Genomic DNA, 16,285 nt, shown 5'->3' with positions numbered 1-16,285 from the left:
AAATTATCCTTAACTATTGTCAATAGTACTAAGGAGATAATTCAGTTATTGATGAGGGTATTTGCTTTACATTAGCTTTTACCATCAGTGTCAAACTACCGATTCCTACTTCTATATCTTTAATAGAAAACTCTATATCCTCCCATTTAAAAGATGGTATATTCATCAGTTCTTTGGCTTTGTGCATTAATGCTGTAATTAATTCTATTGAAATACCCTCTCCCTCAGTGCAGTTAAAACTTTCCACCATCGCAGGTTGTGAATGAGTCCGTGGGCGAATCATCGCAGTGTAAGCGAAAGGACGAGTATTTCTCATTTCCTTTAACAACACTCTTCCTCTACATTCAATTTTGCCTTCACCAGGTAAAAATACCTGAATTTTTTGCGGCTCAAAACTTGCAATTTCACCATCTACATTTAACTCCAAGTTTTGCATCAGGGTGCGAATCAAGTCTGAGGTCAAGGCGCGGTTAATATCTACTTCAGTAACTACAATGTGACCTATAGCATTTACTGACTCATTGAGTTCTATTTTACCAAAAAGAGCGCTTAAGGGATTGATGTCAATGCTATCTGTTTGTAGTTTGATTTCCTGCACGCGGATGTCATCTTGTATAACCAATCCTTCACCTGCAAACAAAACTCCATCCGCTTGTCCCTGAACTATTTTGAATAAATCAGTTTGTACATTTATGTCTATTTTTTCTACTTCATCTAACGCTTGGGATACCATCATTTCAGCACTCTGAGATAGAACTTTTTCTTCCAAGTTATGTTCGTCTTGCATGAGTTAGTATCTCCTAAATATCTTCCTACTACTTACTGTAAAGGCTATATACTAAGGAGCGAATCTACATTGCGGTATATCTAAGTCGGAGGATTGAGTAATCAAGTAAAAAGTATTGTTTGTTTTTTAAGTTTTGCCTTTTTGGTAACAACCATTTTTACACCGCCGCTAGGGACAATGGTAATGCCACGACGGACTGGATGCACTGGACGTTTATCAGTAAGACTTAGTTGAAAATGCGATAAAATTATGGCTGTTACTAATTTTAATTCATACATGGAGAATGCTCCACCAATGCAACCGCGATAACCACCACCAAAGGGTAAATATTCATAAGGTGAAAATTTTTTGTTGAGAAATCTTTCTGGGCGAAACTGTTCTGGTTCTGGGTAAGTCTCACTATGGCGATGGGCTAAATAAATACAGGGAACTAAAACTGTTTCTGATGTAAAATTATGCCCCATAATTTCCACTCTATCTTTTACCATTCGCGGTGTGCAAATTAAAGCAATAGGATAAATTCGCAGTGTTTCTTGACAAACGGCGGTGAGATAAGGTAATTGTGTAATTGCTTCCGGATTTGTGAGATCACCCAAAGTCTTTAGTTCTTGCATTAACTGATGTTCAACCTTTGGGTGAGAGTGAATTAAATGAAATACCCAGGCTAATACGCCAGATGTAGTTTCGTAACCCAACAGCAATAATGAAACTAGTTGATCGCGTAATTCCTCATCTGTCATCTGTTCTCCATTTACGTCACGCGCTGACATCAGCAAGCTGAGAATATCTGTACGTGCAGCATCATTTTGCAAACGTCTTTCAGAAATTTCTGCATAAATGAGTTTGTCAATTTCCTCTCGTCTTTTTAGGAAAATTCCCCAAGGACTCCATGCACCTAAATCTTGTTGCAGCAAAGGAAAGAAAAATAAGCTGGAATACCAAGGTTTAGTTACGTCTTCTAACAAAGAACTCAATTTTTCTTTTAATTGTTGGTAACGCGCACCATGACTAATCCCAAATACCACCTGTAAGATAATTTCTAATGTGATATTTGACATTAAGTTGTGTATACAAATATTTGTACCTGATGTCCAATTTTGCGTAACTTCTTCAGTAATTTGATAAATTGCTTGTCCATAAGACTTTAAATTATCGCCATGAAATGCTGGTAGTAATAACTGCCGCTGTTGTTGATGCGATCGCCCTTCTTGAAATACTAGAGAATTCTCTCCAAACAAAGGTTTAAATACATGGGTTGCTTTCTTAAAATCTAACTTGTGTGCAGGGATAGCAAAACAATCACTAATTGCTTGGGGATGGCTAAAAAATACTATCGGTGGTGACTTTAAACCCATTACCCGCATTGTGAAAATGTCACCATACTTGGCGGCACAAGTTTCTAAAGTTTTTGTGGGTTTAGCAATTAATTGCAGAGTTTGTAGCAATGCTGGTATGCGTAGATTATCAAGTACTCTCATTGTTTATTCGATCCTTTTAGCATTTAGTAAGCTGCCAATAATTCAATCCGCTTGAGGTAAGGATTGATCCTGCATAACCCTACTTTTTAAAGTAGGGAATTAGAGGAAGTTGAAAAGTTTTTTAAGGGAATTTTCCTCTAGAAAATCCTACTAATTGAAACGTATTAGCAAATAAAGACCATTAATGTGTACTAGGAAAATAATAATATTTTTTCTGAATCTTTAAAAGCATTTACGGAAAAAACTTACTAAATTTATTTTGGATGGATGCCCAGTGAAATTACGTCTTTTGGTAATATTCAAATATTCTTTATTAGTGTATTATGGCAATCTTAAAATCCATTATTTTACAGTTGCAATATATTAAAATCCCCCATAGCCCTTTTTTAATGAGGACTATGCGGGATTATGTAGAAGCATTGAAAATCTATCTAAATAAAATCTATCTAAATAATTTTGGTGCGTAACCATTTAAAGTACTTATTCTAATGTTGCGAAAAAGCAATAAACTGTTACAACCTCGAAGATGTAAAATTTTTGTTAAATTCAACAAGCATCTACAGTTTCACCTAATCGTCAAAAGGTACTCAGCATGACTGCAATCTCCCCAAAGGCATCTTCAGCGCTTCCTAATTTTTCTGAAGGAATTCAATATTTTGGTGAAGCACTACCAGATTTTGAAACTTATGGTGCAACACCTGCTATAGAGTCGGGCAAAGTAGCGATCGCATCTTCTACTGATAAAGCAGCTGTATATCAAACTTTACTGGCTGCCGATGCCTTACGCTACCTGACTTTACAAGTTACTGCTAGTAAAGCTTCTGGTCATCCCGGCGGATTTGCCAGCCAAGCAGAAGCTTACGCATCTCTTGTCATGCTGGGATACAAGAACATTATTACCGAAGTCGGACACCACGCCCCCGGATTTTATAGTGCCATGTTCTTGGATCGTTCGCTAGAGGATATGGGAATTTTTACAGTCCAACAATTGCGCGATCGCTTCCGAGAAAAGCACGGACTTTTAGGACATCTTTCTGGTTTCATCCCCGGTATTCTCGCACCTGCGGGGCCTTTGGGACAAGGACAACACTTTGCAATGGCGGCTGCACTGTTGCACAAAGATAAGTTATTCCCCTTTACAGTTGGGGATGGTGGATTGGGTGAGCCTTATATTGTAAGTGCGATCACTCACTTTCATACTGCTTATCCTGCTGTCACCAATTTCTTGCCGATATTAGTGTGGAACGGTTACAGCCAAGAACATCACAGCATGGTTTCCCTGAAAACCAACGAACAGATGCAAGCATATTGGCAAGGTAACGGTTTTGATGAAGTAGTGTTAGTTGATGCCAAGGATTTCGATGATCAAAACCAGCCAGGGGATTACGTTGATAGTACTGCTTTTTCCTTTGAGAAGCGCCTAGAATTTACTCAAGCAGTACTTTCGGGTGTAGATCAAGCAGCGCGATCGGCCCTTGGTGGTAAACTTACCGTCTTCATTATTAAACAACTCAAAGGTGCAGGAGTCCACGCGCGGGGTGCAAAATCTCACAACCTCTATCCTAAAGATACGCTAGATGCACCTCATATTATTAGTGCATTGCAAACCCGTGCTTTGTCTGTGGAAGCTTGGCAATTAGTCAGAACAAATGCAGAACGCGCCGGTGGTGGTTCAGCAGCAAAAACTGTGGTGACAGAATTTGAATTACCATTATCAGAATTAGGCGAATTACCTTTAGAAGAATATGCACTCGGTGGCGAACCAAAAGTTTCCACAACCGCGATGGGACGATTGGTAGGAATAGTTGGAAATAAAGATTGCAATTTTCTTGTCACCAACGCCGATGGTAATGAAGCATCTGGAATTGCTAACATCAACCAAGCATTAAAGATTATCCACCCCACAACCGACGACTTATATTATCAAGCACCAAATGGGCAAGTTTATGAACCATTGAGTGAAGATGCTTGTGCTGGTTTAGCTGCGGGTTTAGCGTTAATGGGCGCGAGAACTTTGTGGTGTTCTTACGAATCTTTTGCCATCAACGGATTACCAATTTGGCAAACTGTGACTCAAGCAATGGCAGAATTGCGCCGTCCCACACCCTCGACTATTACTTTATTCACAGCTGGCGCATTAGAGCAAGGGCGCAATGGTTGGACTCACCAACGTCCAGAAATTGAAGCTTACTTTGCTTCGTTGATGCGAAATGGAAATGTTTTCCCATTATTTCCTCCCGATGCTAATAGTATTCAAGCCTGTTATGACTGGGCGTTGAAAAGTAAGAATAAGGGAATTGTGATTACTGCAAGTAAAACACCGTTGCAAATTCGCACCACTTTAGAACAAACTCGTCAAGGGTTACGCGATGGTGCAGTGCTATTGCATGAAGTCGCTGGTGATAAACAAGTTGTATTTGCTGTAATTGGCGATTTAACATTAATGCCAGTATTTGAAGCTGCTGCTTTCTTGGAAACTGAAGGTATTGGTGCGAAGATAGTTTCTGTAATTAATCCTCGGCAATTGTACCGTAGCCACGATACTGCATGGGAAACTTGTTCCCAAGCCGAAGGCGGTTTCTTGGATGATGCCAAATTTGCCGAATTATTTGATGGTGATGCGCTAATTGCTGTTACTGGTGGCGCTGCGGGGATGCTGGAACCAATTTTGTTACGGAGTACAGCCAAGCGCGACACTTTTGCGTGGAAGCGTGGCGAAACTACAGCGAGTGCTGGCGAATTAATGGCGTTTAATGGATTGACAGCTGAAGCGTTGACGAAACGTGCGATCGCGTTAGTACATTAAAGCTGGAATTGTTTCTTCTCTGCTCGCAAATATACGTATATAAACGCTGAAAAATTGCGTTGTAATGCGTATATTTGCGTTTTTTCTTTCAGAGAACTTTTGGGATGTTGGGATTAGGGAACAAGTTAAATACAGTGATATTGGCTGTAATTTATTGCTAATAAGAGTTTTATCCTATCAAAAATGTATGTTTTGCCTTAAAAACTTGATTTAGGAGTTCAAAACTCGATTTAGGAATTCAAAACTCGATTTAGGAATTCAAAACTCGATTTAGGAGTTCAAAACTCGATTTAGAAGTTCAAAACTCGATTTAGAAGTTCAAAACTCGATTTAGGAATTCAAAACTTGGTTTAGAAGTTGAAACGAAGCGCAATACTTTTGCTTGGAAGCGTGGGAAACTACAGCCAGTGCAGTGAGTTGATGGCGTTTAATGGATTGACTGTGGAGACTTGACGAAAGGTGCGATCGTGTTAGTGCATTACAGCTATTTTCAGGTAAATAGACCACGTGGTAGGGGCGCAAGGCCTTGCGCCCCTACAACAGATGTGGTTCAAATACATGAAAACTGCTGTAAGCTGGCTTTTATAGGTAGAAAAATATGAATTCTGAATTTTTAACCGCAGATGTACGCAGATAAAAGCAGAGAAAATGACGCTTCAATGCCTGTATATCCGGTTTTTGTTTTTATATTATATTTGTTAAAAAAATTATATCTCTATCTATAAGCTTAACGATTTTTGGTAAAAAATTATGCATGATTGTGACATTATTGTGGCGGTTAAGTAGGTGGGTGGAATTAATTATAAGATAGAAGGACTGCTAAATTAGCCTATTATGCCTGCGCCTTTACGCATCATTCTGACACCAGAGGAAAGAAGATGCAATTTTGTCTAACTAAATTCCGTTGAACTTCATAGTTAGTAATGAATAGCTCTTTTCCTTTAGCAGCACCACTTTGTTTGTAGTTATTCATGCCGTACTGTAATTCCCACTCTGAAATATTAGCCCATTGAAAATTTTCTAGAATTTGCGTTGAGTTGTCGTAGGTAATTAGCCAGCGATGATGACATTGTTGCAAAACTTCAGCAAATCTCTGATGTTCAAAAGAAGTGTGCAAGTCACCATCCTTACCATATAGCTTTGATTTCGTAGCACTAAAATATGGTGGATCTAAAAATAAAAATACATCTTCTCCTGCTGTTTTTAATAGATGGCTGTAATCTAAATTAGTAATTTGGACGTTTTTTGATAAGATATTTTCTAACTTTTCAAGTCGTTCTATTGAAGAATCAGTAAATCTTTTATGGAAAGCTTCTTGGGAAAAACCACCTGATTCTACAGTTCCAGAAAAAGTAATTCTGTTAAGGACGAAAAAGCGAACTGCTCTTTCTAAATCAGATAAATTATTGACATCTATATTAGTTAATTCTGCAAAGAGAAATTTACCATCTGTGTATTTGACTTTAATATGGCGAATTTCTTTAACTAACTGAGCTAGATCAGATTGAGCAAACTTCCAGAAAAAGAAGAGTTCGCGGTTTAAATCGTTAATCCAAATCTTTAGATTAGGAAACTTTTGTCTTAAATAAATGAATACAGAACCACCACCCACAAAAGGCTCTCTAAATTCAGAAAAGCTTTCTGGTAAATATTCAACTATTTGATTAATTGCTTTTGACTTACCACCAGGATATCGTAGAGGGCTTTTAATCATAACCAAGATTATAATGTTTAAAAATTACTGGATACTTCTATTTTAAGTTTATGATTATTTTGAGCTTCTAAAGCCAATTTTTTTATAATTACTTTTTGATTTGTATTAAAAATTTTAATATTAAATTCTAAAAAGTATTCTATGTCTTCTAGAGATGCATCTGGAAAAACAATAGAGCCAACAACGTTGTTACCCGTAAGCTTTAGCTTGGTAACAAATAATACTGGTTCACCATTCAATATTAAAGAATCTAAATTAGAAAATAAAATGAGCTTGAATAAACCATCTTGAATATCAGGGAGCTTTGGCAAAGATGCTGTTGAAGTATTTTTTGACTCTTGTATAATATACATGTTGTTCTCGAATATTATCTCATCAGGAGTCAAATAGTAAGTTCCACCAAGATAATTTTCAATACTAAAAGTTGCTTTTAATCCATCCACTAAATATTCTAGCTTATGAGAAGTCAGCGCTTCTCTCTTACTAGCCTTCTGAGAACCTTTAAGAGAAATATTCTTAAATTCCTCAAACTCTTCTGTAATTTTATGTAAATATTTATCTGATCCTTCTCGTGAGTGAATTATTACTCCAGTTTGATGAAAAATAGAATCATAAGAATCTAGAGCTTTTTCAAAAGTTTGTGTAAATCTTTCTTCAAATAGATTCTTGTTCCAATGTAGTGCGCTTTGGCGATATGCTAATATTTCACTGATTTGAATTTTAACAAAATTATTAGCAAATTTCTGATTACTCAACTTATTCTTATTAACTTGCCCCTGTTTAGTACTTTTTTTGGCTGTTTCGTAATAAGCAAGTACTATATAGATGTTAAGCAAATTCATCCAATAAATTGTAGAGTATTGAATTTTATCTATATCTCCATCTTTGCCCTCATCTTTAATTACCGGGATAATAGTTATAACTTTCGAGGAATTATATGTATTATAAATTCTGGCAAATGGATAACTTCTGGTTCTCTTAGATGATACCCATTTGGAATAAGCAATTTCAGTTGTAGGTGACTTGATTAATCCATAACCCCTTTCTTTATTGATATCAAATACATCTAAATTAATCCTACTTAAATTATCATCCAAGTAAGTTTTATAGGTCACTCCTTTGATAAATCCTGTAAAATGGAGAACTTCTGCCATATATTCAAATTTTTATTAATACTTATCTTTGCCATAGTTTAGTTCAGCATTGGCTATTAAAGCATAGAAATGACCAAGCAAGAGTTAATTTTCTCCTGAATGGTTACAATTTTCTGAGGTAAGCTACCAAGGCTCATTTATATGCTCCGTTCTGCACCCTATCAACTTTTGCTGTTGGCGCGTAGCTTGTCGCCATAGGAATTACCAATCTGTTAACACAGAACTACATATCTGTAATATATATTCGCTAACTAAATTCCGTCTTGAGTTTATGTTGCAATTTCGTAAAAACCTGTTACATTACTTTACAGGCAGTTATAACTGTTACAACATAAAAGCTTGGAGTATTTTTTATGCCAAACGTTAAGAAGACTACGTCTTCGGTTTCAGAAGATCCTAATGCTTTGCGCTGGGGCTTCACTCCTCAGAGCGAAAACTGGAACGGTCGTTTTGCAATGATTGGTTTTTTATCTGCTGTTGCCCTTGAAGTATTTTCTGGTCAAGGGATTTTACACTTCTGGGGCATCCTTTAGATTTAAACGTTTTTAGCTTCATTAGATTATGAGGCAAGGCGGGGATTAGTAAAATTGTCTGCCTTGCCTCATAATCTCAAGAATTAAAAAACTTGCCAGCAACTACCGTGATGAGCGAAATATTACACGGCCTGGAGATTCTTCTTGATTAATTCGCGCATATACCCGAAGACAAGTTAAGACTTCGCCAGGAATACCACCACAGTCTAGTTGTAAGTCATCCTTGGATAAAGCACAGATATCTGCATAAAGTCCCGATAATTGGCGAATTCGCACTTCATTACCTGCATTAATAGCTTCATCAGCGACTTTCTTCAGGATGCGTCGTGATTCATGTTGTAGCTTTCCCCACCAAGAATAGCGTTCAGCCGATGGTACAAATACTAGGGAATGTATCGCTTCGTCCATGTCAATCCAGGCGCGGAGAGTTGACAGGGGATCAGTGTTTTTCTCTGCTTTTTGGGTGCGTTGGAAGCGATCGCTTAAAGCATCAATATATTGATCGCGCTGTTCTGGTTTGGAGTGTAAAGAAATGACATCGAAGCTAAAAACGCTCTTTAAAGCATGATGTAAATCTGGGTCTATTTCGATAAAATTCATATATAAAAATAGGAATGCCGCTGGTAAATCCGATGTATTACCTTGAGTAACTAGAGGATTTGAAAGTGCTTGTTGATACAAGCTCAATCCTTGAGCTTGAATAGTACCACTAAGTCCGGGGTAGATAATTTCATCACGGATAAAGGGAAGTTGAAAGAGATTAGAATTATCTGCGATCGCACCAACTTGTTGAGCCAAATCCAAGGTGCGCTGTTGCCAAGATGCAGCTAAATCCTCTGGGACTCGCAACAGTTTGCGTTGAATCTCATTCCACAAGTCTGAGTCTGTTTGGCTTTGCAGTTGGGAATTACCCAAATAATAACTAAGTTCTAAGTCAGAATTAAAAGCTTCTCGAAGGTGATTTAGTTTTAACTCATCTTGTGTATCTTCCCAACCAGTATTTTGCTGTGTGGGTGCAGGTTGTAAAAGGTTATGAAGTTCTTGCAGCACATCATCACATATTTTAGATCCTGGATCTAGTGGTAATTCTGTGCGAGCCTGATTCAAAGTCGCCTCTAGTCCATACAAACTAAACCGCAGTAATTGGGCTAACTCTGAGTTTTCTATCTCTAATAATTGACGCAAGTGCTGCATGAATATCACCTCCAAATATTATCTGTATGTGATTCTTAGCAAATTAAGCTTGGCAAACCTCTGCGCCCCTTTTTGTTTAAAAATATTAATTTTTTCAACACAGAGGAACGCAAAGGTTAGCGCAGAGGAACGCAGAGGTTTAATGCAATAGTTAATGTATGCCGCAAAAGGGATCGCGTTCTTTATCAACTTCATTAGGTTGTAACTCTAATTCAGCACGGTAAACACATCCTTCTTGCTTGAGGCATTCTTGATTTTGTGATGTCCAGTAAGGCACTTCACCAGCGTGCATTCGTAGAATACCTTGATCGTCGAGAGTTACACGATATTGGCAAGGGTAATCTGTTGTCACATCTGGTTTGCTGAGTGCGCCAATTCTTATCCATTTTTTGCTATTGGTTTCGACATCTGTTTGATAAACATAGAAGGTGTGCTGGCCAGTTTGTGGGAATGGAGGTAAGGGATTACTAATTAACCCAAGTCCTGGTTGCGTCACACCATCGCGCAAATAATGAAATTTGTGAAACGTTTTACTACCATCATTTCCTACTTCAAACACAAGATGATAGGCATCTGGTTGATCGACAGTTGCTGACTCAATAACATTGACGGCAATATCACCATCATTTAAGTCTTTATTGAAGCGTTCTACAGCAATATTCCAGTTTAATTTACCATCAGCAAATAGCGCTGAAGTTTCTGAAAGTACTGATTCTAAATCAATGCCAGAAATATCAATTAAATAATGGGGATTTCCTTGACAAAGCAATACGTTAAATTCGAGGGTTTGGTCAATCTCAAACTGGAGTTTGATTTTTTTCAGAAATTCTGCTTCTGGCATATCTAGTTGATTCATGAGGTTTTTGCCGTCAAAGCTTCCCCAAAGTCGTAAATCTCCTTCTTCGTAATCTTGACGATAGATAATATTAGTTAATTGTATGCCTTGCCAATGAGTACGAACTTTGGCAACAGTTTCCCAAGGTGCGAGTTGATAGAGTTCTTGTCCAGCTTTGAATATAGTTAGTAAATCGTTGCTTTGGGTTTTGCGTTTGAAGTTGCAGGGCAAATAATAAAACAGGTTTTTGACATCAATTTCTAGCTGGTTGGCTCCCTTACGCAGCAAGCTTTTAGACTCTTCTGGATCGAATCTCAATCTTCGTAGCTTTTCGGCATAGCAAGCACCAGCAGAGGTAGCTAGCTTGGTAAATTCCAACACAAAGGTAATCCGTTCTGGATTCCAGACAAAATATGGAGACTTACTAAATTCTTGATAAATTTGGCGCTGCACTATGTCTAAATTACAAGTTTTCCCAGATAAAATTAACCAATCAACTTTTTGGGAATTCCAAGAATCTTTGGTAAGATCATCGCGACGCAAACGACTTTCCATTAATCCTTTGGCAATCCCGATCGCTTCTTTAATTCCCGAAGCGGCGGCTCGTTCAAATTGTTGGTTGTCTAGGGTGATGCAGATGTTATTTGGATCTCTAACTTGCAATTTAATGGCGCTTTGGGTAAGCAGTTCGGAAATTTGCTGCTCAGAAAGTGTGAAGGTTAATAGATAATTCTCTGCTGGTGGCTTTTGCCCAAGTTTAAGTTTAGCGGCTTCTGCATGATCCCAGAGAATATAAAAAGATTGCAGACGTTGAGGTGCTTGTTGCCAACGAGTAGGCAATACTTTCTCGGCAGTATCTAGGGCATCTTTGTAAGCCATATCGCCTTCTGGATTTTCTCTATCCAGACATTTTAAAAGACTACCGCTTTTGAATTTGCCTTGTTCTAAGAAGCGCTCATTTAACTCGGAGTTAATTAAATCTTCTAGCTTTTCGTTTTCCAGAGCACCTATTGTTACTGCTGTCAACAAAAAGTCTGCGATCGCAACTTTTAATAATCTAAAAATTCGCAATGTAATTAACTCACCACCTAGCTGTAAATGACCAGATGAACCTAATAGTTTGGGGGTAAGTTTATAGTAACGTCCTCCTAAACCCCGGTCTTCATAATCAGCAAAAGCTGGGGTTTTATCTTCTAAAGTCAGTTCAATTAAAGCTAAGTCTGTAGTTCCGCCGCCGATATCCAAGACGAGGACATTTTGTGACCATTTGTTTCCTGTTTGACGGCAACGGGTTTTGAATGACTCAATACCAATGTTGAGATTACCACCAAATTCTCGCCATAAAAAGAATATTGCTACAGAAACGGCTTCATCATAAGCAGTTTGTACATCGTCGATCCCCAACTGCTCAACTAATTCCCTAACTTCCTTACGAACAACTGGTGGAGCGACTGTTGGGTAGGTAACAACTGCTGTTAAAAAATCTCCTTCAGAAAATCTGCGTCGTGCGTGTTGGCGGTAGTCTTCAGTTAACTCGATTAAATGCGCCCAAGCAGATTGGATCAGTTGGTTGGCGGTAATTGTTTCTTCTTCGCCATCTAAAACAACTGAAAACGATCGCTCTTGACCAAAATAGCGTTTGGGTGAATGGTGAAACCTGCTGATAATTTCCTTTAAAGAACCGCTTGTACCTTGAGCGATCGCTTTTTTTCGGTTATCTCTAGCTTCCCTTCCCATCCGCAGTTTTAAATCCTCTAAGTGCGAAATTTCGGACTCGCTGGGAATTTCCGTGTCGCGGCGATCGATATCCAAGACAACTGGGATCAGATTTTGCGACTCTAAGGTGGGGACGCGGAACACCTCATGATAAATTTGGTAAAGTTTTTTGCTGACAGCCCGGCGGAATCTCTCGCTGTTTCCTAAAGAAAGTTCAATTTGGCGAATTGCTTCTAAAAATCGCTCTTTATTATCACTTTCAAATACTTCACTCAATTGGCTGGGTTCTATCTCCAGGTTTTTGCTAATTTCTGTGATAAACTTTGCCCAATCATCAACGCTGACATCTGGTAAAGCGACTGAGGCGGGAGAACTTAACCATTGTGATAAGCGATCGCGCAACCGCATTTCTTGTTCTTTGGGTAAAATTTCTGCGATCGGTACTTCAATTGGATCGAAAAGTGTTACTGTCGAATTCGACGTGCCAAAATCTAAAGCAAACCATCCCGGAAATCTTTTTTGTTGCTTCTCACTTGGTTCTTGATCGCTATATTTGTTGAGTTGAAAAGGGTTCATTATAGTATCACTTTCTATTGCTTGTCTTATAGCTAGCTAAAAACTATGGTCTTGTATCATAAAACGAAAAATTTAGAGAATCTTGATGGTAAAGACTTTTAATTATTCGTCTAGTACCACTGATTCTCTTTAGCACTGGGTTTTTTACCTGGTGCAATGTCTACGCCTACACTTTTAGCTTTTATATGAAAGGACGTTTCTTAGCTAGCTCATCTCAAATCATCTGAGTGATAAACAGCGGCGATTTCTGAAATAATCTGCAACCAAGTAGGAATTTGGATCTCAGATGGCAATTCCCCAGCTGCCAAATATCTTAGCAAAGTTTCTTTTTTTGAAAGGTTTTGTAGACTCGGAATAATTTGATCCAAAATACCCTCTAATTCGGAATTAATTTGCTGATTAACTTCGCTAACATACTGCACAAGATGGAGGCTGGCGCTAGCAGTAATTTCATCTCGCAGTCGCAGTACTAAAAGTTGGTGATTGCTCGATCTGGGTAAGCCTTGGCTTTTCTCTGGTGCCCAATCAAATATTTGACCAACATTGTGTTTATCGTCTTGACGTGCTAAAGGAAAAATAATTTCAGGTGCAACAGTTTTGTCTTTACTAGTAATTTCCGAGATGATTGCTTCTTTCCATTCGTTAGGCTCGCATCCTAGTAATAATTTGTAAAATAGATCGGCATCTTCAAAACCAAATTTTTCTTCGATTTCTTGTTCCATTTCTGGATGGAAAAATGCCTGCAATTGTTCGCGTTCTGGGGCGATATAATTTGATAATTGGTTCAATAAATCTACCACTGCTTGCTGAATGCGATCGCGGGCAAAATCTTCTACTTCTTTAACGGTTTTCTCAAAGACTGGATAAAAATCATCACTCTTAGTTGGAAGCGAAGTATTTACGCGGTTTCCCCGATCGAATAATTTCCCGGCTGCACCTTTAGATTCTGCCAGAGCGATCGCTCCATTATTGGCTTTGTTGAAGAGTAAAGTCCACTGGTTCCAATTGAGGATTCTAAACGTGAGTTCGTCTTTTACTACATCGCTGACAACAACACCACGCCGATCTTTGAGTGGTTCTTTCCCGATATCTTTTTGGAAATTCCTGTAGATTTTATCTAAGCTTTCGACCACAAAGCGCAATTCGATAAAAGCGGGACTATCACCTGTAGGGATACCTTGCTCGTGAATTTCATCTATGATGTCTTTTAAGTGATCTTGTTGCTGAGTCACCACATTAGCAGCTCTTTTAGTATCTTCATGCAGTTGCTTCAGACCATGAGTAGCTACGTGAGTTTGAATCAATTCCCGCAGCTTACTAAGTCCCCCATCTTGACCAAAGTAACCCAACTGTCTGCCCAAATAGCTATGGGTATCAGATTCTAGCAGTTTTTCACTTAATAGCTCCCATTTATCTTGTAGCCGTTTAGACCGATCTAGGTAATCAGGATAGTCTAAGTTAGCCAAAAACTCTGGTGAGCCGGCTTTGACTGTACTAGAACGTTTTGCCAATTCAGCTAATCCCAACAGTGGCGACAGTAAAACGATGCGGTCTTTCTGGGTTGTAAACGCTTCTGCACCATCAATAGTCGTATGCAGAACTTTGAGTTTTTGGAAAACTGTTTCTTGCTGCAAATATGAGCCATCTTCAATCAATTGATCGAGTTCTCTTTCGCCACCCTCACTATCTAAAGGTAGTTGATCGAAGCGACCCACACCGACGAGAATTAAATCTTTCAGGTCTTGTCCCGGTCGCTGCTGCTGCATCATCGTGAAGATTTTATTGGCGCGATCGCTACCGGGAGATTTACCATTTAGCAATACCAAAATTGTCTGTACTTCTGCCAATTCCCGCAGTGACAAAAAGGTATCTCTAGCCCCCGAATTAGCAGCCCCCAATCCTGGAAAGTCGATGAGAATAAATTTCGCTGCATCTGCAAAATCCCAAATTTCCCGTGAGATTTTCACATCGATATCTACGCGCCGGATCAGTGGGAAACTGTTTTGCAATAACTTTGTTGGTAGCCTCTGGGGTGGACTCGGTAATCGGATATGCGCTGGGGGTAGATCCTCAAATTTCAGAGTTTGGATTGCCATTGGCTGCTCGACTAGCTGTAGCCCTTCGCGGGCGGTAGTAGCATCAATCTGGTAGCGCCCACCACACATAACCTCCCCATAAGCTTGATAAGCCCGCAGGAATAGTACCAACTCCCGGAGTAAATAACGTAGCTCTAAATTGTTACTGCTATTCCATGCTTCTTCACACCAGCTAATAATATCGTTGCCAGAGTTGAGTTTCGATACTGGTATCGGAGGAAGCCCTGCTGCTGTTGTTCGTTTATTAGCTTCCCCTAACATGAAGCGTAGACACTCATGTACTCCTTCATGAGAAAGATACTCTACCGTAAAGTTACTTAATTGAGTAGTTGCAAAATCGTCTTGCGGGATAATGTGTATAGCGGTAACATTACCTGTAGTGGGGTTTTCACTGACTGGCAAACCATCTGCATATCCAATTAGACTGCCTAAAAGTAAGGTTTTTCCACTACTAAATTCTCCCATCACACCAATTTTGACAGGCGAAGTTGCCAGGTCTACAGTTTTCTGGGCAGCCGATCGCAAACGAAGAAGACAGTCATCAAGACTAGCTGGAACCCAATCTTCTTGTTTAGAAGGGTACTGGGGCACAGAATCTATCTTTCGGAGGATGAATTCGCCGTACTCCTTAAAACGGCCCAGTTTATCTGGTTCCATAAAGTAGTTTCCGCCTAACATTAATTTCTGTGAGCTTTATAACATATAAAATGCGATTACCAGCCATTGTTGCAACCAGTTGATATCACATTTAGCATTTATCTCATTTAATTTGCGATTTTGCTATAGCAATCCTAAATCATTCGTGAGATTTGTGAATTCTGTTTTTGTTCTCTTTTCCTTGGCGTACTTCTCTATGAGATGCTGCGCGTACACTTAGTATCTCCTAGAGAAGACAGTTCGTCATCATCCAGATTTCTCATAACTCAGATAGGATTATTGCTATATAAGGCATTTTGACTAGTCAAGACAATTCTAAAAAATTGGGTTTTGTTGGGAACAATAAAAAAGAATACATCCATCATCATCTAGGATTAAAAAGAAATTAAGTTGGCTTTTATACCACTAATTGGTTAAAAGCTGCCTAATACAGATGTGGCGTTCAAACTCTTTTATACACCTGATTTTAAGCAAGTTAGATCCATCAGCCAGATTCTAATTCATGCTGAATTCTTCTTGATAAAAAATCAATATTTATTTGGGATGAAAATCTTGATTATTGTGAATTTATGATAAAGATGTAAATGCCTTCCAGAGAATCATAGAGTTTCCGTAAAGCTAAATTAGGTTTTTGAGGAATGCAATTATATAGCTAAGATAAATTGATCGGTGATTCTAAAAATAAACAAAGTCAAACAAGATGACTGATATCTAGATAGTTTAAATTTCACAAAACATG

9 protein-coding genes are annotated in these 16,285 nt (G+C 38.6%); 2 read left to right on the top strand and 7 right to left on the bottom strand.

Annotated elements, in window-relative coordinates:
- Nucleotides 1-28 precede the first annotated feature (28 nt).
- Nucleotides 29-787 carry an LmeA family phospholipid-binding protein gene (locus V7L12_RS15885; RefSeq protein WP_335085487.1) on the bottom strand — a complete coding sequence of 253 codons (759 nt, stop codon included), beginning with the start codon at nucleotides 785-787 and terminating at the stop codon, nucleotides 29-31.
- Between the two features lie 101 nt (nucleotides 788-888).
- Nucleotides 889-2,265: a cytochrome P450 gene (locus tag V7L12_RS15880; RefSeq protein WP_335085485.1), complete on the bottom strand. Its 1,377-nt coding sequence runs from the start codon at nucleotides 2,263-2,265 to the stop codon at nucleotides 889-891.
- A gap of 592 nt (nucleotides 2,266-2,857) precedes the next feature.
- Here V7L12_RS15880 and V7L12_RS15875 point away from each other — a divergent pair.
- Nucleotides 2,858-5,071, top strand: coding sequence for a phosphoketolase (locus tag V7L12_RS15875; RefSeq protein WP_335085483.1), 2,214 nt, complete (start codon nucleotides 2,858-2,860; stop codon nucleotides 5,069-5,071).
- An 853-nt stretch (nucleotides 5,072-5,924) separates the two neighbouring features.
- Here V7L12_RS15875 and V7L12_RS15870 read toward each other — a convergent pair.
- Complete coding sequence (locus tag V7L12_RS15870) at nucleotides 5,925-6,785, bottom strand: DNA adenine methylase (RefSeq protein WP_335085481.1); 861 nt, start codon at nucleotides 6,783-6,785, stop codon at nucleotides 5,925-5,927.
- 17 nt (nucleotides 6,786-6,802) lie between these two features.
- A complete protein-coding gene (locus V7L12_RS15865) occupies nucleotides 6,803-7,939 on the bottom strand; it encodes a hypothetical protein (RefSeq protein WP_335085479.1) in 1,137 nt (378 codons plus the stop codon).
- Between the two features lie 353 nt (nucleotides 7,940-8,292).
- On the opposite strand from V7L12_RS15865, the gene V7L12_RS15860 reads away from it, so the two are divergent.
- The gene (locus tag V7L12_RS15860) at nucleotides 8,293-8,472 is read left to right on the top strand and encodes a high light inducible protein (protein ID WP_335085477.1); all 180 of its coding nucleotides are present in this window, start codon (nucleotides 8,293-8,295) and stop codon (nucleotides 8,470-8,472) included.
- A gap of 102 nt (nucleotides 8,473-8,574) precedes the next feature.
- Here the strand turns inward: V7L12_RS15860 and V7L12_RS15855 are convergent, their stop codons facing one another.
- The 3 genes from V7L12_RS15855 to V7L12_RS15845 all read right to left on the bottom strand — a co-directional run bounded on the left by V7L12_RS15855 (nucleotide 8,575) and on the right by V7L12_RS15845 (nucleotide 15,546).
- Complete coding sequence (locus V7L12_RS15855) at nucleotides 8,575-9,666, bottom strand: hypothetical protein (RefSeq protein WP_335085475.1); 1,092 nt, start codon at nucleotides 9,664-9,666, stop codon at nucleotides 8,575-8,577.
- Nucleotides 9,667-9,817: 151 nt separating this feature from the next.
- On the bottom strand, nucleotides 9,818-12,793 hold the full coding sequence (locus V7L12_RS15850) for a molecular chaperone (protein WP_335085473.1): 2,976 nt from the start codon (nucleotides 12,791-12,793) through the stop codon (nucleotides 9,818-9,820).
- A gap of 209 nt (nucleotides 12,794-13,002) precedes the next feature.
- Nucleotides 13,003-15,546 carry a proteasome protein gene (locus tag V7L12_RS15845; protein ID WP_335085471.1) on the bottom strand — a complete coding sequence of 848 codons (2,544 nt, stop codon included), beginning with the start codon at nucleotides 15,544-15,546 and terminating at the stop codon, nucleotides 13,003-13,005.
- Nucleotides 15,547-16,285: the final 739 nt, after the last annotated feature.

Source organism: Nostoc sp. (assembly GCF_036918245.1).
GTDB lineage: Bacteria > Cyanobacteriota > Cyanobacteriia > Cyanobacteriales > Nostocaceae > Nostoc.
The sequence above is the reverse complement of the archived record's forward strand: the minus strand, read 5'-3'. Positions and strand labels throughout refer to the sequence as shown.

Bases quoted from the DNA above. Each gene is read 5' to 3' on its own strand.
- V7L12_RS15855 (WP_335085475.1), bottom strand. From the start codon at position 9,666: ATGCAGCACTTGCGTCAATTATTAGAGATAGAAAACTCAGAGTTAGCC.
- V7L12_RS15875 (WP_335085483.1), top strand. From the start codon at position 2,858: ATGACTGCAATCTCCCCAAAGGCATCTTCAGCGCTTCCTAATTTTTCT.
- V7L12_RS15860 (WP_335085477.1), top strand. From the start codon at position 8,293: ATGCCAAACGTTAAGAAGACTACGTCTTCGGTTTCAGAAGATCCTAAT.
- V7L12_RS15885 (WP_335085487.1), bottom strand. From the start codon at position 787: ATGCAAGACGAACATAACTTGGAAGAAAAAGTTCTATCTCAGAGTGCT.
- V7L12_RS15850 (WP_335085473.1), bottom strand. From the start codon at position 12,793: ATGAACCCTTTTCAACTCAACAAATATAGCGATCAAGAACCAAGTGAG.
- V7L12_RS15870 (WP_335085481.1), bottom strand. From the start codon at position 6,785: ATGATTAAAAGCCCTCTACGATATCCTGGTGGTAAGTCAAAAGCAATT.
- V7L12_RS15880 (WP_335085485.1), bottom strand. From the start codon at position 2,265: ATGAGAGTACTTGATAATCTACGCATACCAGCATTGCTACAAACTCTG.
- V7L12_RS15865 (WP_335085479.1), bottom strand. From the start codon at position 7,939: ATGGCAGAAGTTCTCCATTTTACAGGATTTATCAAAGGAGTGACCTAT.
- V7L12_RS15845 (WP_335085471.1), bottom strand. From the start codon at position 15,546: ATGGAACCAGATAAACTGGGCCGTTTTAAGGAGTACGGCGAATTCATC.